Annotated in this window: 22 protein-coding genes; 7 read left to right on the top strand and 15 right to left on the bottom strand. The window is 65.0% G+C overall.

Translation table 11 applies throughout. The features are described 5' to 3' along the window. Nucleotides 1-115: 115 nt before the first annotated feature. The 7 genes from BVH06_RS01305 to bioB all read right to left on the bottom strand — a co-directional run bounded on the left by BVH06_RS01305 (nucleotide 116) and on the right by bioB (nucleotide 5,815). Nucleotides 116-871: a putative metalloprotease CJM1_0395 family protein gene (locus BVH06_RS01305; RefSeq protein ID WP_075932907.1), complete on the bottom strand. Its 756-nt coding sequence runs from the start codon at nucleotides 869-871 to the stop codon at nucleotides 116-118. Between the two features lie 98 nt (nucleotides 872-969). Beyond that, nucleotides 970-1,236, bottom strand: coding sequence for a hypothetical protein (locus BVH06_RS01300; RefSeq protein WP_070884509.1), 267 nt, complete (start codon nucleotides 1,234-1,236; stop codon nucleotides 970-972). A gap of 92 nt (nucleotides 1,237-1,328) precedes the next feature. Next, on the bottom strand, nucleotides 1,329-2,012 hold the full coding sequence (bioD, locus tag BVH06_RS01295) for a dethiobiotin synthase (RefSeq protein WP_075932906.1): 684 nt from the start codon (nucleotides 2,010-2,012) through the stop codon (nucleotides 1,329-1,331). After that, entirely contained in the window at nucleotides 2,009-2,800 is a 792-nt protein-coding gene (gene bioC / locus BVH06_RS01290) for a malonyl-ACP O-methyltransferase BioC (protein ID WP_075932905.1), read from the bottom strand. The genes bioD and bioC overlap by 4 nt, the downstream gene beginning before the upstream one ends. Further along, nucleotides 2,797-3,504 (bottom strand): alpha/beta fold hydrolase, encoded by a 708-nt coding sequence (locus BVH06_RS01285; RefSeq protein ID WP_075932904.1) that lies wholly within the window; start codon nucleotides 3,502-3,504, stop codon nucleotides 2,797-2,799. The genes bioC and BVH06_RS01285 overlap by 4 nt, the downstream gene beginning before the upstream one ends. Next, complete coding sequence (gene bioF, locus BVH06_RS01280; protein ID WP_075928823.1) at nucleotides 3,501-4,676, bottom strand: 8-amino-7-oxononanoate synthase; 1,176 nt, start codon at nucleotides 4,674-4,676, stop codon at nucleotides 3,501-3,503. The genes BVH06_RS01285 and bioF overlap by 4 nt, the downstream gene beginning before the upstream one ends. Before the next feature lie 83 nt (nucleotides 4,677-4,759). Further along, nucleotides 4,760-5,815, bottom strand: a complete 1,056-nt coding sequence (gene bioB, locus BVH06_RS01275) for a biotin synthase BioB (RefSeq protein WP_075932903.1) — start codon at nucleotides 5,813-5,815, stop codon at nucleotides 4,760-4,762. A gap of 84 nt (nucleotides 5,816-5,899) precedes the next feature. Here bioB and BVH06_RS01270 point away from each other — a divergent pair, with 84 nt between their 5' ends. From BVH06_RS01270 to rarD, 4 genes are all read left to right on the top strand, one after another. Next, on the top strand, nucleotides 5,900-6,637 hold the full coding sequence (locus BVH06_RS01270) for a ComF family protein (RefSeq protein ID WP_075932902.1): 738 nt from the start codon (nucleotides 5,900-5,902) through the stop codon (nucleotides 6,635-6,637). 56 nt (nucleotides 6,638-6,693) lie between these two features. After that, entirely contained in the window at nucleotides 6,694-7,458 is a 765-nt protein-coding gene (locus BVH06_RS01265) for a TOBE domain-containing protein (RefSeq protein ID WP_075932901.1), read from the top strand. A gap of 328 nt (nucleotides 7,459-7,786) precedes the next feature. Next, entirely contained in the window at nucleotides 7,787-8,761 is a 975-nt protein-coding gene (locus BVH06_RS01260) for a serine/threonine protein kinase (protein ID WP_075932900.1), read from the top strand. A 90-nt stretch (nucleotides 8,762-8,851) separates the two neighbouring features. Beyond that, the gene (rarD, locus tag BVH06_RS01255; protein ID WP_075928819.1) at nucleotides 8,852-9,748 is read left to right on the top strand and encodes an EamA family transporter RarD; all 897 of its coding nucleotides are present in this window, start codon (nucleotides 8,852-8,854) and stop codon (nucleotides 9,746-9,748) included. 47 nt (nucleotides 9,749-9,795) lie between these two features. Here the strand turns inward: rarD and BVH06_RS01250 are convergent, their stop codons facing one another. Together BVH06_RS01250 and BVH06_RS01245 are read right to left on the bottom strand one after the other, a co-directional pair. Beyond that, complete coding sequence (locus BVH06_RS01250) at nucleotides 9,796-10,314, bottom strand: glycine cleavage system protein R (protein ID WP_075928818.1); 519 nt, start codon at nucleotides 10,312-10,314, stop codon at nucleotides 9,796-9,798. Nucleotides 10,315-10,336: 22 nt separating this feature from the next. After that, nucleotides 10,337-10,783 carry a GNAT family N-acetyltransferase gene (locus tag BVH06_RS01245; protein ID WP_075932899.1) on the bottom strand — a complete coding sequence of 149 codons (447 nt, stop codon included), beginning with the start codon at nucleotides 10,781-10,783 and terminating at the stop codon, nucleotides 10,337-10,339. Nucleotides 10,784-11,093: 310 nt separating this feature from the next. Here BVH06_RS01245 and BVH06_RS01240 point away from each other — a divergent pair, with 310 nt between their 5' ends. Then, nucleotides 11,094-13,271 carry a malate synthase G gene (locus tag BVH06_RS01240; protein WP_075932898.1) on the top strand — a complete coding sequence of 726 codons (2,178 nt, stop codon included), beginning with the start codon at nucleotides 11,094-11,096 and terminating at the stop codon, nucleotides 13,269-13,271. 74 nt (nucleotides 13,272-13,345) lie between these two features. Here the strand turns inward: BVH06_RS01240 and BVH06_RS01235 are convergent, their stop codons facing one another. Both BVH06_RS01235 and BVH06_RS01230 read right to left on the bottom strand, forming a co-directional pair. Then, the gene (locus tag BVH06_RS01235) at nucleotides 13,346-14,389 is read right to left on the bottom strand and encodes an acyltransferase (protein WP_075928815.1); all 1,044 of its coding nucleotides are present in this window, start codon (nucleotides 14,387-14,389) and stop codon (nucleotides 13,346-13,348) included. Between the two features lie 87 nt (nucleotides 14,390-14,476). Continuing rightward, nucleotides 14,477-15,520 carry a glycoside hydrolase family 5 protein gene (locus BVH06_RS01230; protein ID WP_075932897.1) on the bottom strand — a complete coding sequence of 348 codons (1,044 nt, stop codon included), beginning with the start codon at nucleotides 15,518-15,520 and terminating at the stop codon, nucleotides 14,477-14,479. Nucleotides 15,521-16,065: 545 nt separating this feature from the next. Here BVH06_RS01230 and BVH06_RS01225 point away from each other — a divergent pair. Together BVH06_RS01225 and BVH06_RS01220 are read left to right on the top strand one after the other, a co-directional pair. Continuing rightward, the gene (locus tag BVH06_RS01225; protein WP_075932896.1) at nucleotides 16,066-17,997 is read left to right on the top strand and encodes a putative nucleotidyltransferase substrate binding domain-containing protein; all 1,932 of its coding nucleotides are present in this window, start codon (nucleotides 16,066-16,068) and stop codon (nucleotides 17,995-17,997) included. Continuing rightward, nucleotides 17,994-18,701, top strand: coding sequence for a PolC-type DNA polymerase III (locus BVH06_RS01220; protein ID WP_075932895.1), 708 nt, complete (start codon nucleotides 17,994-17,996; stop codon nucleotides 18,699-18,701). The genes BVH06_RS01225 and BVH06_RS01220 overlap by 4 nt, the downstream gene beginning before the upstream one ends. 108 nt (nucleotides 18,702-18,809) lie before the next feature. On the opposite strand, the gene yegQ is transcribed toward BVH06_RS01220, so the two are convergent. The 4 genes from yegQ to BVH06_RS01200 all read right to left on the bottom strand — a co-directional run bounded on the left by yegQ (nucleotide 18,810) and on the right by BVH06_RS01200 (nucleotide 22,613). Next, nucleotides 18,810-20,117 (bottom strand): tRNA 5-hydroxyuridine modification protein YegQ, encoded by a 1,308-nt coding sequence (gene yegQ, locus BVH06_RS01215; protein ID WP_075932894.1) that lies wholly within the window; start codon nucleotides 20,115-20,117, stop codon nucleotides 18,810-18,812. A gap of 212 nt (nucleotides 20,118-20,329) precedes the next feature. Beyond that, on the bottom strand, nucleotides 20,330-20,632 hold the full coding sequence (locus BVH06_RS01210; protein WP_075932893.1) for a hypothetical protein: 303 nt from the start codon (nucleotides 20,630-20,632) through the stop codon (nucleotides 20,330-20,332). A gap of 45 nt (nucleotides 20,633-20,677) precedes the next feature. After that, complete coding sequence (creD, locus tag BVH06_RS01205) at nucleotides 20,678-22,027, bottom strand: cell envelope integrity protein CreD (RefSeq protein ID WP_075932892.1); 1,350 nt, start codon at nucleotides 22,025-22,027, stop codon at nucleotides 20,678-20,680. A 148-nt stretch (nucleotides 22,028-22,175) separates the two neighbouring features. After that, a complete protein-coding gene (locus tag BVH06_RS01200) occupies nucleotides 22,176-22,613 on the bottom strand; it encodes a CBS domain-containing protein (protein ID WP_075928808.1) in 438 nt (145 codons plus the stop codon). Between the last annotated feature and the right edge of the window lie 172 nt (nucleotides 22,614-22,785).

The raw sequence follows: 22,785 nt of genomic DNA, 5'->3' as shown, positions 1-22,785 counted from the left end.
ACCGGTGGGCGGTCGTGTGCAGGATGGCCGTGGGAAAGATTGCCTGGCAATCTCTCAAACGCATGTTTGAAACATACGTTTACGCCCAATTGCTGTCAAGGCCACTCATGCGCGCTCAGGCGCGAAGATCGAGCAACCCGGAAGGCCTCTGCTCATCCGCGGATGCGGCATAAAGACTGATGCCGGCAGGCACTGGCCGGCTCGAGGCGTCATCGGACGTGACCGACGGGTCGTCGCTTTTTTCTGCGTCTTCGTCGGCAGGGGCTTTTTCGGCCTCACCCTCGCCACGCTGCATCGCCGCCAACTCGGCACGCGCCACCGCCATTTGCGCCTGGGCCTGGCTGGCGACGCTGCGATCCTGCGCGGACGGTTCGGCAGGCGCCAGCGCCGCGCGGATGACGATTTCCATCTTGGTCAGGGTGGCCTGCGGGTCGTTGGCGACTGCGCCGACATCGATGCTCACCTCGCCACCGGAGGCATAGCGCTTGCCGTCCGGCCCCTGGGTGTAGGTATAAGTGGGCGAACCGGCATGCACGCCACCAACGGCGGCATGGGCCTGTTCATGGGCGCGCACTTCTCGGTCACGATTGGCCAGCTCGCTGATCACCAGTTGCAGCTTCTGCTCTTCCTGGGCAGTTCGTGGCTCGCCTGGTTGGCCGGTGGCGGCGGTATCTGCCGAAGAATTCTGCGGCTTGTCCTGCTCTTCTTGCGAGGTCGGCGCTTTGGAAGAATCGGTTTCAGCACCGGCGCCTACGGGTGCGAACGAGGCGCGGGCCAGATCGGGCGAACTGGCGGACTCGATAGGGCGGGGAACAGTTGCCGAAACCGGCGAGGCGAATGAATAGGCGGAGGAAAAACCGGCAATTTGCATGTCGTTGTCCCTCCTGGAGTCGAGCGCCCCGGCCGGGCACCTCTAAAAACTACCTGCGTTGTCAGCGTTTTTAGAGGTACCCGAAAAAGCGCTGCGATTTAGGCGGTGACATCGATCAAGGTGCCCAGCACCTTGTCCGCTGTCTGCACGACGCGAGCGCCAGCCTGGGCCTCGTACTGACCGACACGCATCTCGACCATGTTCTCGGCGATGTCGGCACGGGCCGCGGACGGCTCGTTGGCCTGGGCACGTTCGGCAGTCACCGGGGCGCTGGCGATCTCACCGGCGGCCTGGTCGACCCGGCGCTGGCCGGACTGAATGGTATTGATGCCAGCGTTGAATGCACTGGTGGAAGAGATCTGCATGGGACGTTTCCTGCTGCAGGAACTTTATAGGGTGCATTTAAGCAGAAGCCGCTCAAAAACTGTACAGCCAAAAATGCTGCAAGAGCCGGCGTTCATAGCATCAAACGCGATAAATCGAGATGTCGTGCCACCTGCTCCGCTGACGCCGACGACAGGTACGGTACCTGACCGATGCAAGGAGCCGGCAGCCGCTCGGCGAGCGTATCGAGGTTGTCCTGCAAGCGTGCGACCTGCGGGTCCACCACGTTGGCCACCCAGCCAGCCAGCGGCAGACCATCGCCGATGATCGCTTCGGCGCTCAGCACCGCGTGATTGATGCAGCCCAGCCGCACGCCGACCACCAGAATCACCGGGACATTCAACGCCAACGCCAGGTCGGCCAGAGTGGCCATGCCGCCCAGTGGCACGCGCCAGCCACCGGCGCCCTCGACCAGGGTGAAGTCCGCGCCCTTGTCCAGGATCGACCGCACCGCTCGATGCAACGCCGGTACTTCGAGCGCCACGCCTTCGTCACGGGCAGCCAGGTGCGGCGCGATGGCCGGCGCGAACGCCAACGGATTCACCTCGTCATAGCGCAGCGGCAGCGTGCATTGCGCAAGCAGCGCCAATGCGTCGTCGTTGCGCAGCCCCTCGGCGGTGAGCTGGCAGCCGGAAGCGACCGGCTTGGCCGCCGCGGTCGACCGCCCATTGCGCCGTGCGGCGTGCAGCAGCCCGGCAGCGATGGTGGTCTTGCCGATTTCGGTATCGGTACCGGTAACGAAATAGGCAGCGTTCATGATCGGGGCTCCTTCTGCAATACGCCGTAGATGACTTGGTACGTGCACGGCAGGCCCTCGGGCTGGCGCCGCCGTTCGTAGGCATCGGCCAACGCACGCAGCCGTGCGCGACCGGTCAGCCCAGTTGGTCGACCGTCATTGAGATTGTGGGCACCGAGCGCCTTGAGGCCGTCGGTGAGGCTACGCAGATCGGCGTAGTGCAAACGATGGGCACGCACCTGCAGGCGATCCACCTGAAAGCCGCTGGCCGCACACAGCGCCTGGTAATCCTCGGCAGTACGAAAGCGGTTGACGTGCACGAAGCCGTCCACCGCCTGCCAGCTGTCGCGCAGCTCCTGCAAGGTGCCCACGCACAGGCTGCTGAACGCCAGTACACCGCCCGGCCGCAACACGCGATGGGCCTCGCCGAGCACCGCGGCGAAGTCCGCGCACCATTGCAGCGCCAGGCTGGAGAAGATCAGGTCGCAACAGGTATCGCGCAGCGGCAGCTGCTCGGCGTCACCGGCCACGAAAGTCTGGGCGCCGCCCGCCTGCCGGGCGTGCTGCAGCATGCCCTCGGCGATATCCACAGCAATGCCTTCGCTGCGCGGATACCAATCCGTCAGCGCGCGGCTGAAAAAACCGGTGCCGCAGCCCACATCCAGCCAGCGCTCGGGCTGCACGGACAGCGGCAGGTACCACAGCAGCTGCCGCCCAACATCACGCTGCAACTGCGCGACGCTGTCGTAACTGCTGGCGGCCCTGGAAAAGGAGGCGGCCACCCGGCGCTTGTCCGGCCGCGCGCTCAAGTTCGTATCTCCCTGAAGCGAAGCAAGCTGGCTGCCACCTCATGAGCCTGCTCCAGCATGAAGGCGTGACTTGCTCCCCTCAAAACCTGCACTTCGGCGGCCGGCTGCAATGCCTGGATGGCAGCCGCAGCGCTCTCCGGCACCATCGCATCGGCACCTGCGAACAGATGAAGTTGCGGCCCGGTGAACTGCTGCAGCGCAGCCCGGGTATCGAGCGTGGCGAGCAGATCCAGCCCGGCAAGCGAGTCGACGCCAGTTGCCTGCGCCAGTAAATGGCGGGATAGCCCTCGGGCATCGCTGGCACCCTGGCTGCAAAGCATGGCGAAACGCTTGAGCGTCGCCGTGCTGTTCTGCGCGTAGGCGTTACGAAAGGCCGTAAAGGTCGCCGCCGGCATCGCCATCGGCCAGGCTTCATCGGCGATGAACCGTGCATTGCTGGCCAGCGTCAGCAGACCTGCGCAATCCGCGCCGCGGCGTGCCGCTAGCAGGGTGGCGAGCATGCCACCCAGAGACCAGCCCCCCAGCCAGACGCCACGGGGAATACGCGTGTCCAGCACATCCAAGCAACGCTCGATATCGGCGTGTTCGAATGCCGGCAAGGCTTCGATGCGCACTTGAAAATGCTCGTCCAGCGCCTCGGCCATTGGCACGAGCGGCGCGCTGCCCAGCCCCCAGCCGGGCAGCAGAATCATTGACGCCGTCATGACGCGGATTCCCCTGGCAGTTGCGCCGCGCACTGGGCCAGAGCATCGAGCAGTCGATCCACCTGATCAAGCTCATGGGCCGCGGACAGGGTCACCCGCAGGCGCGCGCTGCCCGCCGGAACGGTAGGGGGGCGAATCGCGGTGACCAGAATGCCGCGCTCGCGCAAGGCCTGGGACAAGGCCATGGCACGGCCGCTATCGCCAATCAGGATCGGCTGGATGGCAGTGTCGCTCTCCATCAGCGTAAGCCCGAGCGTGGCGGCGCCTTGGCGAAAGCGCGCGATCAGCGCCGCCAGATGCTCACGGCGCCAGTGTTCGCTGCGCAAGAGCTCCAGGCTCTTGAGGGTGGCGCAGGCCAGCGCCGGCGGCTGGCTGGTGGTGTAGATGTACGGCCGGGCGAATTGCACCAGGGTGTCGATCAGTTCATCGCTGCCCGCCACGAAGGCGCCAGCGGTGCCGAATGCCTTGCCAAGGGTGCCGACCAGCACTGGCACCTCATCGATGCCCAATCCGAAGTGCTCGACCACGCCGCCGCCAGTGGCGCCCAAAGTGCCGAAGCCGTGGGCATCATCGACCATCACCCAGGCGTCGTGGCGCCGCGCCTCGGCGCACAGCGCCGGCAGGTCGGCGACGTCGCCATCCATGCTGAACACGCCGTCGCAGACCACCAGGGTATTGCCCTCGGCCTTGGCCAGGCGGCTGGCGAGGCTCTGCGCATCGTTGTGCAGGTAGCGTGAAAAACGTGCGCCGCTGAGCAGGCCGGCGTCCAGTAGCGAGGCATGGTTGAGGCGATCCTCGAGCACCGAATCGCCCTTGCCCACCAGCGCCGTGACCGCGCCCAGATTGGCCATGTAACCCGTTGAAAACAGCAATGCGCGCGGCCGCCCGGTGAAATCGGCCAGGGCTTCTTCCAGTTCATGGTGCGGCGTGCTATGGCCGATCACCAGGTGCGAAGCGCCGCCGCCAACGCCCCAGCGCTGGGCGCCCGCACGCCAGGCTTCGATCACCTGGGGGTGGTTGGCCAGGCCCAGGTAATCGTTGGAACAGAAGGCCAGCAATCGGCGGCCATCCACCTCTACCAGGGGCCCCTGGGGGCTGCCCAGCAGGGGGCGCTGGCGATACAGATCGGCAGCGCGGCGCTCGGCCAGGCGAGCGGCAAGATCGAAACTCATGGGTTCACCGTAAAGCGCAGAGCGTCCAGCGCTCACCGGCGACCATCACGGCGCACCGGCAAAGAGCAGGCGCTCTGCAAGGATCAGACGGCGGCGTCGTAGAACAGCCGCGAATCACGCTGCTCAACCAGCGCCTGCTCGATGGCGGCCTGGTGCACTTCGTCGGCGTGCTCCTCACGCGCCTCGGGCTGGATGCCGAGCCGGGCGAACAGCTGCATGTCCTTGTCGGCCTGGGGATTGGCGGTGGTCAGCAGTTTTTCGCCGTAGAAGATCGAATTGGCGCCGGCGAAGAAGGCCAGGGCCTGCATCTGCTCGTTCATTGCCTCGCGGCCGGCGGACAGGCGCACGTGGGACTTGGGCATCATGATGCGCGCCACGGCCAGCATGCGGATGAAGTCGAAGGGGTCGACGTCTTCCTCGTTGGCCAGCGGTGTGCCCTCGACCTTGACCAGCATGTTGATCGGCACCGACTCCGGGTGCTCGGGCAGGTTGGCGAGCTGAATCAGCAGGCCGGCGCGGTCGTCCAGCGACTCGCCCATGCCGAGAATGCCGCCCGAGCAGATCTTCATGCCCGCGTCACGTACGTAGGCCAGGGTCTGCAGGCGCTCGCTGTAGGTGCGGGTGGTAATGATGCTGCCGTAGAACTCCGGCGAGGTATCGAGGTTGTGGTTGTAGTAATCCAGGCCCGCCTCGGCCAGGGCGGCGGTCTGCTCCCTGTCGAGCTTGCCCAGGGTCATGCAGGTTTCGAGACCCAGAGCCTTTACGCCTTCGACCATCTTCAACACGTAAGGCATGTCCTTGGCAGACGGATGCTTCCAGGCCGCGCCCATGCAGAAGCGAGTCGAACCGATGGCCTTGGCCTCGGCCGCCGCTTCCAGGACTTTCTGCACCTCCATCAGCTTCTGCTTGTCCAGGCCGGTGTTGTAGTGGCCGGACTGCGGGCAGTACTTGCAGTCTTCCGGGCAGGCGCCGGTCTTGATCGACAGCAGCGTCGAGACCTGCACGCGGTTGGCGTCGAAGTGCGCGCGGTGCACGGTCTGGGCTTGAAACAGCAGGTCATTGAACGGTTGTTCAAACAGCGCCCGAACTTCGTTCAGACTCCAATCGTGACGCGTGGGGGAGGCGGTACCGGCGCTCATGGGGGCAAGTCCTTATCAACAGACGGCCTGCTTCAGTCGGAGGCGGGCCCTTTCACGGATGTGCGAAATAGTTAAGGAAGCCTCATGCGCTGTCAACAATCGTTATTCACACAGGTTTACAGCTGGTTAAAAATAAAACAAACCTGCCTGCTCTGTGACGAGCGGATCGATACGCGCCTACCACTCTGCGCCGACTGCGATGCCGAGTTGCCGTGGCTTGGCCCGCATTGCCAGGTCTGCGCCCTGCCGCTGGCGGTGGATGGCCTGACCTGCGGCAGCTGCCTGAGGCGGCCGCCCTCCTTCAGCCGCGTCGAGGCGCCCTGGCGCTATGCTTTCCCGGTGGACGCGCAGATCAATCGTTTCAAGCACCAGGCCCACTGGCCCATGGGTCGCCTGCTCGGCGACCTGCTCGCGCGCCACCTGAGCCACGCCTTCAATGAGGGGCTGCCGCGCCCCGATCTATTGCTTGCCGTTCCGCTATCGCCGAAACGCCAGCGGCAGCGCGGCTTCAACCAGGCGCAGATGCTCGCCGAGGTGATTGGTAGCGCACTGCAGATCGCCCAGCGCAGCGACTGGCTGCAACGCACCGCTGACGCGCCTGCCCAACAGAAGCTCGACGCCGCCACCCGCCGCCGCAACCTGCGCGGCGCTTTCTCGCTGCGCCCCGCCGCGCAGCCACGCGGCCTGCACCTGGGGTTGGTCGACGACGTGCTGACCACCGGCGCCACGGCCCAGCAGCTGGCGCGCCTGCTGATGCGCGCGGGGGCGTCGCGGGTGGATGTCTATTGCCTGGCGCGCACGCCGGCACCCGGCGATCATTGACGCCCCCGAACGCGTCGCGCACAGTGGCCGACCCTCTCCCCACCGCTGCCCAGCCCATGTCCAGCCTGTCCCTGCTCGCCCAGCACGTCACCCGTCGTCCGCAGCGCATCGCCCTGCTCGAACAGATCGCCGAACAGGGCTCGATCACCCGCGCCGCCAAGGCCGCCGGCATGAGTTACAAGGCCGCCTGGGACGCCATCGACGAGCTGAACAACCTGGCCGACCAGCCTCTGGTGACTCGCAGCGTGGGCGGCAAAGGAGGCGGTGGCGCGCGCCTGACACCAAGCGGAGAACGCTTGCTGCACCTGCATCAGCGCTTGCTGGCGATTCAGGCCGAGGTGCTGCAGGCCGCCGACGATGACGCCGACCTGCAGATGCTGGGCCGCCTGATGCTTCGCACCAGCGCGCGCAACCAGCTCAGCGGCCGGGTGCGGGCGATTCACCCGCGCGGCGGCAACAACATGATCGATATCGAGCTGCCCGGCGAAGTGCCGATCCAGGCGCAGATCACCCGCAGCAGCACCGCGCACCTGCAGTTGCAGCCGGGCGCGCCGCTGCTGGTGCTGATCAAGGCCGGCTGGCTGCAGCTCAGCGCCGTCGGCGCAGCCGCCGATCCCGCGCTCAACGCACTGCTCGGGCACATCGAACACATCCAGACCGAGGCCGACGGCCCATGCGAAGTGCGCATCGGCCTGCCCAACGGCCAGACGCTGTGCGCCCAGGTGCCTGCCGAACAGCTCAGCGACCTGGGCCTGGTGGTTGGCAGCCCGGTACGCGCGCAATTCGCTGCCGCCCAGGTGCTGCTGGGTACCCAGGTCTAGGGCCTGTTAACACTTCCGCACGACCGCGCCGGAGCCCGTTTTGCCGCAAGGCAAGGCACGAGCCGCGAAGTTTAGTGGGCTAAATGAGCCGGCGAGAAACGCCGCATTGCGGCAAAACGGGCCCGGCCCTTCGGGTTGCGCGAGAAATCTCGCCATGCGTTGTTGGAGGACTTGGCAAGGGAACAACCATTCCCTGCGTCCTCCGCCTAGCCTGGCGAGATTTTTCGCAGCAACGCGGCTTGCGCGGTAGTGTCAACAGGCCCTAGCGAATAATGCCGGTGTCCGCCGTCGAGGCGTTACACTCTGCGGCCAACCGCAGGAGCCGCCCATGACCCATCCCTTCGCCGCCCTTACCCCCGATCTGGTTCTGGATGCCGTCGAGAGCCTGGGTTACCTCAGCGATGCCCGTGTGTTGGCCCTGAACAGCTACGAAAACCGCGTCTATCAAGTGGGCATCGAGGCCGAGACGCCGCTGATCGCCAAGTTCTACCGGCCCGATCGCTGGACCGATGCAGCGATACGCGAAGAACACAGTTTCACTGCCGAACTGGCCGATCACGAAGTGCCCGTGGTCGCGCCGTTACAGCGCGACGGCGAAACCCTGTTCGAACACGCCGGTTTTCGTTTTTCGCTGTTTCCACGCCGCGGCGGACGGGCACCCGAGCCAGGCAACCTGGATCAGCTCTATCGCCTCGGCCAGCTGCTCGGCCGCCTGCACGCGGTCGGTTCGCTGCGCCCGTTCGAGCACCGCGAAGCGCTGCGGGTGGACAACTTCGGTCATGCCTCGCTGGCAACCCTGCTGGCAGGCAACTTCGTCCCCAAAAGCCTGCTGCCCGCCTACGAATCGGTGGCGCGCGACCTGCTCGCGCGCCTGGATCTGCTGTTCGCGGCCAACCCGGCCAAGGCGATCCGCCTGCACGGCGACTGCCACCCCGGCAACCTGCTGTGCCGCGACGAGACCTACCACATGGTCGACCTGGACGACTGCCGCATGGGGCCGGCCATTCAGGATCTGTGGATGATGCTCGCAGGCGACCGCCACGAGCGCCTCGGACAGATAGCCGAGCTGGTCGACGGCTACGGGGAGTTCCACGATTTCGACCCGCGCGAGCTGCCGCTGATCGAAGGCTTTCGCTCCCTGCGCTTGATGCATTACAGCGCCTGGCTGGCGCGCCGCTGGGACGACCCGGCCTTCCCGCAGAGCTTTCCCTGGTTCGGCAGCGAGCGCTACTGGGGCGAACAGATCCTCATGCTGCGCGAGCAGATCGCGGCGCTGGATGAAGAGCCGCTGAAGCTATTTTGAAACCCACGGACTCGGCAAGAAAAAGCTGAACGTGCAGACAACTGCGCACTAGAATGATGCGTTTTCCCCACTGCCTCGATAAGGACTTACATGGCCACCGCAGATTTGCGCCGCGGCTACATCCTGGGCCTTTCCGCTTATGTCATCTGGGGCCTGTTCCCGATGTACTTCAAGGCGATCCAGGCCGTTCCCTCGCTGGAAATCATCGTTCATCGCGCCATCTGGTCGGCGCTGTTCGGCGCCCTGCTGCTGCTCGTCTGGAAGCACCCGGGTTGGCTGCGCGAGCTGATCGACCACCCCAAGCGCTTCGCGGTGCTGGCCCTGAGCGGCTCGCTGATCGCCGGCAACTGGCTGATCTACGTCTGGGCAGTGAACAACGGGCGCATGCTCGAAGCGAGCCTGGGTTACTACATCAACCCGTTGGTCAACGTGCTGCTCGGCATGCTGATTCTCGGTGAGCGGCTGCGCCGCCTGCAGTGGGTGGCGGTGGCACTGGCCGCCGCCGGGGTGGCCCAGCAGCTGTGGCAGGTGGGTAGCCTGCCCTGGGTGTCGCTGGCGCTGGCGTTGAGCTTCGCGACCTACGGGCTGATTCGCAAGAAAGCGCCGGTCGCCGCGCTGCCGGGCCTGGTGGTGGAAACCTGGATTCTGCTGCCTCTGGCCATCGGCTGGATCGTGCTGCACCCCGACGCCATGAGTAGCCAACCGGCGTTCTGGACCACCAGTGAAGCGCTGTGGCTGATGGCCGCCGGGCCGGTCACGCTGATCCCGCTGGTGTGCTTCAACGCCGCGGCGCGCCACCTGCCCTATACCACCCTGGGTTTCCTGCAGTACGTGGCGCCGACCCTGGTGCTGCTGTTGGCAGTGTTCATGTTCGACGAGCACCTGGACCCAGCCAAGCTGGTCGCCTTCCTGTTCATCTGGGCGGGGTTGGCGGTATACAGCGTCGATGCCTGGCTGACGCTACGCAAGCGCCCGGCACGGGTGTGAAACAGCAAGGCCGCTGATCGAGCGGCCATGTCGTTTCACTCGACGGCTCAATCTTCCATGCGCAGCTTGAGCTCCACCATCAGGTCGTCCGCCAGGCCCTCCAGGGAAGTCTGCAGCGTGCTCAGAGGCAGACCCTCGGGCACGGCCAGAGTTGCTTGGGCGTGAAACAACGGCTCGCCGCTCATGGGCGCGGGCGTCACCTCGGTGACCAGGTTCTCCAGGTTGACGCCATTGGCGGCCAGCAATCGGGTGATGTCGCGCACGATACCGGCGCGATCGTTGCCCAGCAGGTCGAGGTGAATCGATTTCCAGGTGCAGTCCGGCTCGGCTCCGGCGGAGGCGAGTTGCACGCGGATGCCCTGGGCACTGAGCTCGTTCAGGGCCTCCATCAGCGCACCATGGGAGGCCGCTGGCACGTCCACGCGCAGGATGCCGGCGAACTGCCCGGCCATCCGCGACATGCGGCTCTCCAGCCAGTTGCCACCGTGCCTGGCCACGCATTGAGCGACGCGCTCGACCAGGCCCGGCTGGTCCTGAGCGATGACGGTGAGTATCAGGTGATCCATGTGCCGTTCTCCTCGATGGCGCTCAACTCAGGTCGAGCCGGTAGGTCAGGTAGATCGCATCACGCACGTAGCCCAGGCGCTCGTAGAGCGACTGTGCCACTTCGTTGGTACGTGCGGTTTCCAGATGCAGCCCGCAGGCACCGTTACGCAGCCCGTGCTCGCGGGCCGCTTCCAGCAGCCGCTCGCCGATACCCTGGCGGCGCGCGTGCTCGGCCACGTACAGGTCGCTGAGCAGAAAGCTGGGGCGCAGCGCCAGCGAGTCATACAGGGGATAGAGTTGCACGAAGCCTTGGGCGTTCGCCCCATCGTCTCTGGCGATCAGCAGGGTCGAATCGTCGCGTTCCAGGCGCTCGGCCAGGAAAGCACGAACCTGGCGCTCGGGCTTGCCGACGCCATAGAAATCCAGATAGGCGGCGAACAGCGGTATCAGGTCATCCAGATCCGCGGCGGTGGCGATGCGTGTGGGCATGGTGGTGTTCCTCGTCAGGAGCCTGGAGTATAGGCAGCTCTCGACGGCAAGTGGCGCCCAGAGATACGACCAAGGTCGCGTCGATCATTTCTGGACTGTTTTTCCCGATTCGTTCATGTAGTATCGAGCAAAACCCACTACATGAACCCAAACCCAGTCCTGCTGGTTGTGGAAAACCCCGCTCACGAAGCACCTCCAGACACACCGCCGCAACGCGGGTAGCCGTCGACCACGGCCCCGAGGCGGTCTGCCTGCGCAGCACCGAGGGTTCCCGCCGTTACAGAGGCTAAGCGAAGCAGAGAGGCGAGAGATGACTGAGCGTGTTCGAGTCGGTGGCCTGCAGGTCGCCAAGGTGCTGTTCGATTTCATCAACAACGAAGCCATCCCCGGCAGCGGCGTGACGGCCGATGCGTTCTGGGCCGGCGCCGATGCCGTATTCGGCGACCTGGCGCCAAAGAACCGGGCCCTCCTCGACAAGCGCGATCAGCTGCAGGCGCAGATCGACGGCTGGCACCGCGAGCGGGCCGGAAAACCTCACGATGCAGCGGCCTACAAAGCCTTCCTGGAACAGATCGGCTATCTACAACCACAGCCTGAAACCGTGCAGGCCAGCACCGAAAACGTCGACGACGAGATCGCCCGCATGGCCGGCCCACAGCTGGTGGTGCCGGTGATGAACGCACGTTTCGCGCTCAACGCCAGCAACGCCCGCTGGGGCTCGCTGTACGACGCGCTGTACGGCACCGATGCGATCAGCGAGAGAGGCGGCGCCGAAAGGGGCAAGGGCTACAACCGCGTACGCGGCGACAAGGTGATCGCCGCCGCGCGATCCTTCCTCGATGAAAGCGCGCCGCTGGCCACCGGCTCCCACGCCGAGGTCACCGGTTACCGCATCGAAGGCGACAAACTGCTGGTTACCCTGGCCAATGGCGACATCAGCGGCCTGCGCGACGCCGATCAACTGGTCGGCTTCCAGGGCGAGGCGGCCGCGCCCATCGCCATCCTGCTCAAGCACAACGGCCTGCATTTCGAGATCCAGATCGACGCCGCCAGCCCGATCGGCAGCACCGACGCCGCTGGCGTGAAGGACGTGCTGATGGAGTCGGCGCTGACCACCATCATGGACTGCGAAGACTCGGTGGCCGCGGTGGATGCCGACGACAAGGCCCTGGTCTACCGCAACTGGCTGGGCCTGATGAAGGGCGATCTCAGCGAAGAGGTAAGCAAGGGCGGCAATACCTTCACCCGCACCATGAACCCGGATCGCGTCTATACCCGGCCCAATGGCGGCGAGCTGACCCTGCACGGGCGCAGCCTGCTGTTCGTGCGCAACGTCGGCCACCTGATGACCAACCCGGCGGTGCTCGACGCCAGCGGCAACGAGCTGCCCGAAGGCATCCTCGATGCGCTGTGCACCAGCCTGGCTGCGCTGCACAACCTCAATGGCAGCAGCAGCCGCGCCAACAGCCGCACCGGCTCGGTGTACATCGTCAAACCGAAGATGCACGGCCCTGAAGAAGTGGCGTTCACCAGCGAACTGTTCGGCCGTGTCGAGCAGGTGCTGGGCCTGGCGCGCAACACCCTGAAGGTCGGTATCATGGACGAGGAACGGCGCACCACCGTCAACCTCAAGGCCTGCATCGCCGCGGCCAGCGAGCGTGTGGTGTTCATCAACACCGGCTTCCTCGACCGCACCGGCGACGAGATCCATACCTCCATGGAAGCCGGCGCCATGGTGCGCAAGGCCGCCATGAAGAGCGAGAGGTGGATCAGCGCCTACGAGAACAACAACGTCGACGTCGGCCTGGCCAGCGGCCTGCAGGGCCGTGCGCAGATCGGTAAAGGCATGTGGGCGATGCCCGACCTGATGGCCGCCATGCTCGAACAGAAGATCGGCCACCCGCTGGCCGGCGCCAACACCGCCTGGGTGCCCTCGCCGACCGCCGCCACCCTGCACGCGCTGCACTATCACAAGGTCGACGTGTTCGCTCGCCAGGCTGAGCTGGCCAAGCGCACCCCGGCCTCGCTGGATGAAATCCTCAGCATTCCGCTGGCGCCAGACACCAACTGGAGCGACGAGGAAATCCGCAACGAGCTGGACAACAACGCCCAGGGCATCCTCGGCTACGTGGTGCGCTGGATCGACCAGGGCGTCGGCTGCTCCAAGGTGCCGGACATCAACGATGTCGGCCTGATGGAAGACCGCGCCACCCTGCGCATCTCCAGTCAGCTGCTGGCCAACTGGCTGCGCCACGGCGTGGTCAGCGAGGCGCAGGTGCTCGAAAGCCTCAAGCGCATGGCGCCAGTGGTGGATCGGCAGAACGCCGCTGACCCGCTGTATCGCCCGATGGCGCCTGGGTTCGACGGCAACATCGCCTTCCAGGCGGCCGTGGAGCTGGTGCTCGAAGGCGCCAAGCAGCCCAACGGTTACACCGAGCCGGTGCTGCACCGCCGTCGCCGCGAACTGAAGGCCAGCCTGGCGCGCTAAGCGTCAACGCAAAAGAAGAAAACCGCCGAAAGGCGGTTTTCTTTTGGGCGGGATCAAACATCGACCCTGGGTTTTCATCTTGCCGGCTGCGCCGCCACCCGACGTTGCTGCCAGCGATAGACCGAGAAGCGCTCCGGCATCTCGTACAGCCAGTTGATGCCCAGCGCCTGGAGAATCTTCGCTGCGATGATCGGCAGCAGCACGCCGGCCAGGCAACCCACGACGATATGCAAGGTGTCGTCGTTGATGCCCAGGAACTTGCTGAGGATCACCCGCGCACCGCTGCCAGCCAGGATGTGCATCAGGAAGATCGGCATCGACAGCGCGCCCAGGGTCAGCATCCAGCCCATCGGTCGGCGCGCCAGCACCATGCACAGGCTGACGGTGAACAGGATGCCAATGAAGGCCACCACCAGCGACGCCGCACCACGGTCGGCATAGGTCAGCCCGAGTAAGCCATGGAACACGTATTGCGCCACAACGAAGGCCAAGCCACTGCCGAGCGCCACAGCCGAGGCACGGGGCTCGATGCTGCCGCGGATCTGGTTGAACCAGATGCCCAGGGCGAAGAACACGAAGTTCTGGGCAAGGAACACCAATGCCGCCACGCGCGGCGTCCATTGCTGCAGCAGGTAGAACAACGCGCTGAGCACCAGCAGCGGCAGGAAAGCCCGTGTGGAAAAGCTGCGGTAAAGGAGGATCGCCAGGCAGAACGCGGCGAACAGCGCATACAGGAACCAGAACTGCGCCCGCGGTGACCACAGCAACGCCAGCACCTCGCCCATGCCCACGCCACCATTGGTGTAGCGCGCCAGCACCACTTCGATGGTGCCTTGCAGCAGCGACCAGAGCACGAACGGATAGAAGATGGTGTCGATCTTGTTGCAGAACAGCCCGGCACTGCCGCGATTGTTCAGCGAGTGCCAGAAGAACAGCCCGGACAGGAAGAAGAACAGTGGCATGTGGAAGGTGTAGATGATGCTGTCCACCAGCCAGTGAAAGTCCACGTTCTCGGTGATGATGCCGCCGTTGAGCAAGCCACGCACCACATGGCCATAGACCACCAGGAGGATGCCGATGGCCTTGGCGTAATCCACCCATAGATTGCGGTTTGTCATGCGAGCATCCTTGAGATCGGGTACGGCGGAGGGGGCGATGGCGGCGACTTGAGCGCCGCCACGCTGATCAGAGCGTCAACCCGCGCTTCAGGTTCCCGGCCCGATACTGGTGCAGTTGCCACCCCCCAGGTACTTCTGCAGCACCGCCCATTGCGGACGATCCACACCCTTGACCGGCTCGACGGACAGCTTGTTCTTGCCCCACGACGGCCCGGCTGCCCAGTAGGTGAACGGAATGCAGTGTTTCTGCAGGTAGGCGAGCGTCTGATCCAGCGCTTTGAGGCCGCTCTCGTCTTCGGCCGGCACGCCGAACTCACCGATATGGCCCTTCTTGTTGTGCTTGATCAGCCAGTTGACGAATGGCTCGATGCGTTTGACGCCGATCTGCGGATCGAGGTCAGTGGCCAGCGCAGTCTTGTAGGTACCGCTGGCATCCGGGTCGATGTACATGTGCGCCGAATAGATCAGCTTGTTGGCCGGGTCCTTCAGGTCGAGCAGGTCGTCGTTGAGCTTGGGCCAGCGCAGCGACGACGAATATTCGGCACCCTCGACGTAGATATCGTTCTTCGAGTCAAACTTGCGCACACCGTCGATACCGGCCTGGGCCACCTGCGGCCAGAACTTGTTGGCCGCACCATAGGGCTCGTTCATCAGATCGTAGGAATACACGGCCGGGTGCTTGCCCCAGCGCTTGGCAATGCGCTCCATCAGGTTTTGATAGGCGGAAATCGGTACGTCGTCGGTGCCGATCACCTTGCCGTAGTAGCGGCCATAGTTGTGCACGTCGAGCATCACCTCGATACCCGCCTGCTGCGCTTCATCGAGGGTCTTGTCGATCAGCTTCGCGTAGGCCTCGTCGAACTCGCCATTGGCCTCTGGCTGCAGCCGCTCCCAAATGAAGGAGAAGCGCACCCAACTGATGCCCTTCTGCTGCCACTTCTCGTAATAGCCCTTGGGCGGGAAGAAGAAGTTGGTGCCGTGCTTGCCGGGAAGCACCGAGCTGGCGAATCCCGCGCCCGCGACGTTGATGCCGATCAGTTCGACGGGCTTCTGTTGTGCGCTGGCGACGCCGCAGCTCAACAGGATGCTGGTGCCGAGCGCCACGGCGTGACGCAGAATGCTGCCATTCATGGATGATGTCTCCTCTGTGCCTGGAAGGGATGACTGCCTGAAAAACGCGTCTCAGACACATCAGGACGTCAATGAAGTTGAGAGGTTCACCGTAGGCCGGCATATTCGTCCGCTTATCGCCTGGCCGAGGGTCTGTTCCCGTTTCACGCACGGCCGCGCCGGAGCCAGTTCTTGCGCGAGGCAAGGGCCGCGCCCGCTCCCTGCGGGCTTGCGGCATTTCCCACATCCATGTGGGTCACACAGATGCGAAGTTTGGCAGGCCAAATGAGCCATCGAGTAACGCCGCATCGCGCAAGAACTGGCCCGGCCCTCCGGGTGGGGCCGCCTAGGTTGCGCGGGAAATGACCTCCGCTGTCGTTGCAGGACTTGGCAAGGGAAGACGCGGACGGCTAGTCCATTCCCTGCGTCCTGCGCCTAATCGGAGGCCATTTCTCGCGGCAACGCGGCTCGCGCTGAAACGGGAACAGACCCTAGACTTACGTCCTATGTCGATTCACGGCACGGCTCGCCACCATGCCGCTACAAGAACAAAAGGAACGCGCGCAATGAAACCAGCCGACGATTTCGTTCAGGCCGGCAAGACAGCGGTACGCCAGAACGTCCACGGCACCATGGAATTTCTGCAGAAATTCCCGCCCTTCAATCAGATGGATGCTGCCCATCTCGCGTATCTGGTCGAGCACTGCCAGCTGCGCTTCTATGGCGAAGACGAGGTGATCATCCACCCGGACGATGGCCCGGTACAGCACCTGTACATCGTCAAGCAGGGCCGCGTGCACGGTCAGCGCCCGCACTCGGCACGGCGCGGCACGGAAACCACCTTCGAGATCACCAGCGGCGAATGCTTTCCCATGGCCGCGCTGATCGGCGAACGCGCTACCCGCACCGCCCACCTGGCCGCTGAAGATACCTTCTGCCTTCTGCTCGACAAGGCCGCCTTCGCCCGGCTGTTCGGCCAGTCCACGCCGCTGCGCGACTTCGCCCTACGCGGCGTCAGCAGCCTGCTCGACCAGGTCAACCAGCAGGTGCAGATGCGCGCCGTGGAAACCCTCGGTTCGCAGTATTCGCTCGACACCCGCCTGGGCGATCTGGCCATGCGCCAACCGATTTCCTGTGCGCCCGACCTGCCGCTGCGCGACGCGGTGCGGCAGATGCACGAACAGCAGGTCGGCAGCATCGTCATCGTCGACCCTGGCTTGCGCCCCCAGGGCATCTTCACCCTGCGCGATCTGCGCCGCGCGGTGGCCGACGGCAGCTCCCTGGAGCAACCAATCAGCAGCCTCATGACCCAGGCGCCGTTCCATCTGCCGCCAGGCGCCAGCGCCTTCGACGCCGCCATCGCCATGACCGAGCGACATATCGCCCACGTCTGCCTGGTGGAACAGGGCAAGCTGTGCGGCGTGGTCTCCGAACGCGACCTGTTCTCCCTGCAGCGCGTCGACCTGGTGCACCTGGCGCGCACCATTCGACATGCCGGCCGGGTGGAAACCCTGGCCGCGCTGCGCGAGGACATCCGCCAGCTGGTCGACCGCATGCTCGCCCACGGTGCCAGCGCCAGCCAGATCACCCATATAGTCACCCTGCTCAACGACCATACCGTGTGCCGGGTGATCGAGCTGACCATCGAAGACCTGGGCGATCCCGGCGTGCCCTTCACCTGGCTGTGTTTCGGCAGCGAGGGCCGACGCGAGCAGACCCTGCACACCGACCAGGACAACGGCATCCTCTTCGAAGCCCGCGATAACGTGCAGGCGGCGGAAATTCGTGGCCGCCTGCTGCCGCTGGCCATGGAGATAAACCAACGCCTGGCGCGCTGCGGCTTCACCCTGTGCAAGGGCGACATCATGGCCGGCAACCCGCAGCTGTGCCTGTCGCGCCAGGAATGGTCGCGGCGTTTCGCCGGTTTCATCCGCGAAGCGTCCCCGGAGAACCTGCTGGCCTCGACCATCTACTTCGACCTGCGCACCGTGTGGGGCGATGCCAGTGGTTGCGAAACCTTGCGCGACGAGCTGCTCAGGCAGATCGCCGACAACCGCCTGTTCCAGCGCATGATGGCCGACAACGCCTTGCGCCAGCGCCCGCCGGTAGGCCGCTTCCGGGATTTCGTGGTGGCCCGGCGCGGCGCCGAGAAGGACACCCTGGACCTCAAATCCCAGGGCCTCACGCCCTTCGTCGATGGCGCCCGCCTGCTGGCGCTGGCCAACGGCATCAAGGCCTGCAATACCCAACAGCGCCTACGCGAGCTGAGTGCCCGCGGGATCATCGACAAGCTGGATGGCGCCGCCTATGAGGAGGCCTACCACTTCATCCAGCAGACGCGCCTGCAGCAGCATCAGTTGCAGGCCCGCCAGGCCCAGCCCTACTCCAACCGCCTCGACCCGGACAGCCTCAACCACCTGGACCGACGCATCCTGCGTGAATCCTTCCGTCAGGCCCAGCGTCTGCAAACCAGCCTGGGGCTACGCTACCAACTATGAACGCACTCGCCTGGCTGACCCGCCGCCGTACTGCCCTGCCCGACGACCAGCAGCGCCGCTGCACCGCCCTACCGGCACCACGGCCGGCGGATGACACGCCCCTGGCGCAGCAACGCCTGGTGGTGCTCGACCTGGAAACCAGTGGCCTGGATCTCAAGCGCGACGAAGTGCTGTCGATTGGCGCCGTGGTCATCGACAACGGCGCCATCCAGCTCGGTGAACAATTCGAATGCACCCTGCACCGCGATGGCCACACCGTCAGCGCCAGCGTGTTGATCCACGGCCTGGCGCCCAGCGACATCGCCGCCGGCATCGAGCCCGCCGAAGCGTTGCTGGCGTTCATGGAGTTTCTCGGCGACAGCCCGCTGCTGGCCTTTCACGCCGGCTTCGACCAGCGCATGCTGGCCCGCGCCCTCAAGGACACCCTCAACCTGCGCCTGCGCCACCCTTTCTATGATGTCGCCGAGCTGGCACCCATGCTCTGCCCACAGGCAGAGATCCGCAACGGCGGCCTGGACGACTGGACCGCGCACTTCGGCCTGCAGGTCGGCCAGCGCCACCACGCCAGCGCCGACGCCCTGGTGACCGCCGAACTGGCACTGATCCTGTTCAGCCGCGCGCGCAAGCAACAGGCCGACAGCCTCAAGGCACTGGAGCAACGGCTGAAGAGCTGGCGGCAGCGGTCGCAGGGGCCTTCGCTCTAGTCGTGGACCGTCCCGGGTTACGCCTTCGGCTAACCCGGGCTACGAAATTGCTCGCAGTCCCGTAGCCTGCGGTTGAGCGCAGCGATACCCAGGAAGACAGCGCTCTGACTACAAGTCACGCATCAGCAGCGCAAAGCGCAGATCCACCTCGGGCGGCACCGGCAGGTACACCACATGGCCATCGCCGGGCGCCACGCTGATCGGCTCCCCCGCGCGATTTTGCAGGTGCTCCAGGGTGAAACGCAGATTGCCCTTGGGCGTCATCAGCTCCATGCCGTCCCCCACCGTGAAGCGGTTCTTCACCCGCACTTCGGCCAACTCACCACGGCGATCGCCGCTCAGTTCGCCGACGAACTGCTGGCGATCGGAGACCGAGCTGCCGTGCCCGTAATTCTGATATTCATCATGCACGTGGCGGCGCAGGAAGCCTTCGGTGTAGCCGCGATTGGCGAGCGACTCCAGGTTGGCCATGAGGCCGCGGTCGAGCGGCCGACCTGCCACCGCATCGTCGATGGCCTGGCGATACACCTGGGCGGTGCGAGCACAATAGTAATGGCTCTTGGTGCGCCCTTCGATCTTCAGCGAATGCACGCCCATCTTCACCAGCCGCTCGACGTGCTGCACGGCGCGCAGGTCCCGGGAGTTCATGATGTAGGTACCGTGCTCGTCCTCGAATACCGGCATCTGCTGTTCGCCATCCTCGAGCACGAATACCTGGTCGCTCGGCGCGCCGATACCCAACGTCGGCTCGACCACCCGGACGATCTCACCCAGCTCGTTCTCGCCTGCCGCCTTGAGGTCGTACTGCCAGCGGCAGGCATTGGTGCAGGCGCCCTGATTGGGGTCGCGGCGGTTCAGGTAGCCGGACAACAGGCAGCGCCCCGAATAGGCCATGCACAGGGCGCCGTGGACGAACACTTCCAACTCGATCTCCGGCACCTGGGTGCGGATTTCCTCGATCTCACCGAGCGACAGCTCCCGCGACAGGATCACCCGCTCCAGGCCCTGCCCCTGCCAGAACGCCACGCTGGCCCAGTTCACCGCATTGGCCTGAACCGAGAGGTGGATCGGCATCTGTGGATAACGGCCGCGCACCAGCATGATCAACCCCGGGTCGGACATGATCAGCGCGTCCGGCGCCATGTCGATGACCGGCTGCAGGTCGTCGAGAAAGGTCTTCAGCTTGGCGTTGTGCGGGGCAATGTTGACCACCACGTAGAAGCGCTTGCCCAGCACGTGTGCCTCGCGAATGCCCTGGGCCAGGTTGCCGTGATCGAACTCGTTGTTGCGCACCCGCAGGCTGTAGCGGGGCTGCCCGGCGTACACCGCATCGGCGCCGTAGGCGAAGGCGTAGCGCATGTTCTTAAGGCTGCCGGCCGGTGACAGCAGTTCGGGGCGAAACGGTTGACTGGACATGGAGCAACGCACTCGCGAAAAACGGGGCCGGCGATTCTAGAGACCCCGGCCCGCCCAGCCATTGATCCAGGTCTATGACGACGCCGGCCCGACCTGTTCCAGCGACCGGCGGCCATCGCAGCGCACCGGGCACGGCGCAGGGAACAACCGGGCGATGCAACGTGCCAGTTTCTGCCCTGCCCTGCGCTCCTCTCGCAGCCCGACACGCCCGCTCATCGCCGGTACCACAGGCGAAAGAGGCCAGTCGCGAACAACAGGGCGATCTGCGCCATGGCCACGCACAGTTGCAGGAACGACTGCACGGTGCTGTTGGCCGCAGCATCGGTAACGCCCGTCAGGCCATTCCAGAACGCCGCTGGCAACAGTTGCAGGCCCAGGGTTGCGACCGGCCAGCCGCTGAGCATGAGCGCCTCGATCCAGTCGAAGCGGCCGACGAACATCATGCCGATCAGCAGTACACCGGCGATGCACAGGCCAAGGGCGAAGCAGGTGGAAAATTGCATCAAGACTCGCATGGCGATCTCCATGGGGCGGGCGTTGCGGCACGCCCCGGCAAAGGGTCAGGACGTGAAGGTGTCGCTGGTGGCCGGGCGGCCGACGCCGTACCAGTCGAGCTTGCGGGTCAGCACCATCACGCAGCCCAGCACGCCGAATACCAGCAGCGAGCCCATCAGCAGGGCGTAGTCCTCGGCGCTGAGCAGGCCGTAGAGCAGCCCGTAAAGGGCAGCCAGCAGGCCGCCGAAGGCCGCCCCACGCAACCAGCTGCGCAGCACGCTACTGACGTAGAAGGTATTCAGCGCCACGCAGCCCAGGGCGGACAGGCCGTAGGCGACGGTGAACCCCAGGTGCTCGGAGAGCGACAGCAACAGCAGGTAGAACAGCGCCATGGACAGGCCCACCAGGGCGTACTGCACCGGGTGCACGGCCATGCGCTTGAGTACTTCGAACAGGAAGAACACGGCGAAGGTCAGGGCGATGAACAGCAGCGCGTACTTGATCGCCCGATCGGCCTTGAGGTACTGGTCCACCGGATCGATGAAGCTGACCCCGAGGGCGCGGCTCTGCATGGCGGCGCAGGAGCCGCTGACGCAGCTGCTCAGGGCATCCTGCATATCGGTGGCGAAGAAGCTGGTCTGCCATTTGGCGGTAAAGCCCTGCTGCGTCACCTCACGCTGGCTGGGTAAGAACTCGCCGATGAAGCTTGGGTGTGGCCAGTCCGAACGCAGGGTGACCTGGCTCTCGCGGCCAACCGGGGTGATGCTCAGTTGCTCGGTGCCCTGCAGTTTGAGGTCGAAGGCGAAGCTGTAGACCTGCTCGTTGCGGGTATCGCGAGGCGGCAGCGCCACGTGCACGCCGCTGCCAAAGTTGTCGTCGCCACTGCCCGGCTCGAAGCTCAGGCTGGCGCCATTGAGCTGCAGCTTGAGGTCGTTGCCGATGCCACGCACATCACTGATGCCCACGGCGATGAAGGGCTCGCCGAACCGGTAGGCGTCGACATCGCTGATGCCGTAGTTGGCCGGCACCGTGAACTCGCTACTGACCTGGCTATCGCTGTGGTACAGGCGCGCCTGGTAGATACCGCGATAACGCAGCTCGGTACGCACGTCGCCGTCGAGGGTGAAGCGCTCGGGCAGAAAGTACAGGCGGCCCTGCTCGATGGACTCTTCCTGATAACGCTCGTCGCTGTCCTTGCGGCTTTTCCAGGTCAGCACCTTCTTGCGATACGGCACCACCATGATCGGCCCGGTGATCTGCTGGGCGTAGCTCGAGCTACGGGCGATGTCGCGCAGCACCTCGTCGCGCGCGCCCTGGCGCTCGCCGACCAAACCATCGATCAACAACAGGGGAATCATCAACAACAGAATCAACAGGGCGATGGTGCCCAGTTTGAACAGCAGGCTTCGGTTCATGGCACAGCGCTCCGTGCAGTTGGGATGCACGCAGTCTGGCCACGCCCGGTGGAGGCAGCGTGGAGCGCGGATGGAGATTATGTGGGAATTGTGAGAGGTCAGCGCAGCGGGTGGGCCAAGGCGTCACCCGCCGCGCCTGGTGCGTCGTTCATTCGCCGCGGATGTACTGCTCCAGGTGCTGGATCAGATTTTCCTGCTGACTGATGATGTCCTTGACCAGATCACCGATGGAGAGCAGGCCAACCAGCCGACCGTCACTGATCACCGGCAGGTGGCGCAGGCGTCCGGTGGTCATCAGCTCCATGCAGTGGCGGCTGTCTTCCTCGGGCGTCACGGTAATGACCTTGCTGGTCATGATCTCGCTGACCTTGAGGTTGGCCGGCGAGCGCTCCTGTACCGCCACCTTGCGCACGTAGTCGCGCTCGCTGACGATGCCGGCCAGGCGCTCGCCTTCGAGCACCACCAGGGCGCCGATGCCCTTCTCGGCCATCAGTTTCACCGCCGCGAACACGCTGCTGTCTGGGGTGACGCTGTATACGTTGGATATCGGCTTGCTCTTGAGCACGTCAGCCACGGTCTTTTTCATGCGCTTTCTTCCTGTCCCGGTAGATTGGCGAACGGCTTCAGAATAGCCAAAGTGCCGGCATCTGTACGCATTGTGTTTGCCACAAGTCGCCGCCAGCATGGCCGAGGTCGCAGCCACAGCCTCTAGAACCTGTTCACGATCTAGCGAGCTAGAGCCCTACAAGGCCTAGGCG

Origin of the sequence: Pseudomonas sp. PA27(2017) (assembly GCF_001945445.1) — a bacterium.
Lineage (GTDB): Bacteria > Pseudomonadota > Gammaproteobacteria > Pseudomonadales > Pseudomonadaceae > Aquipseudomonas.
This window is presented reverse-complemented; position numbering and strand designations above follow the sequence as displayed.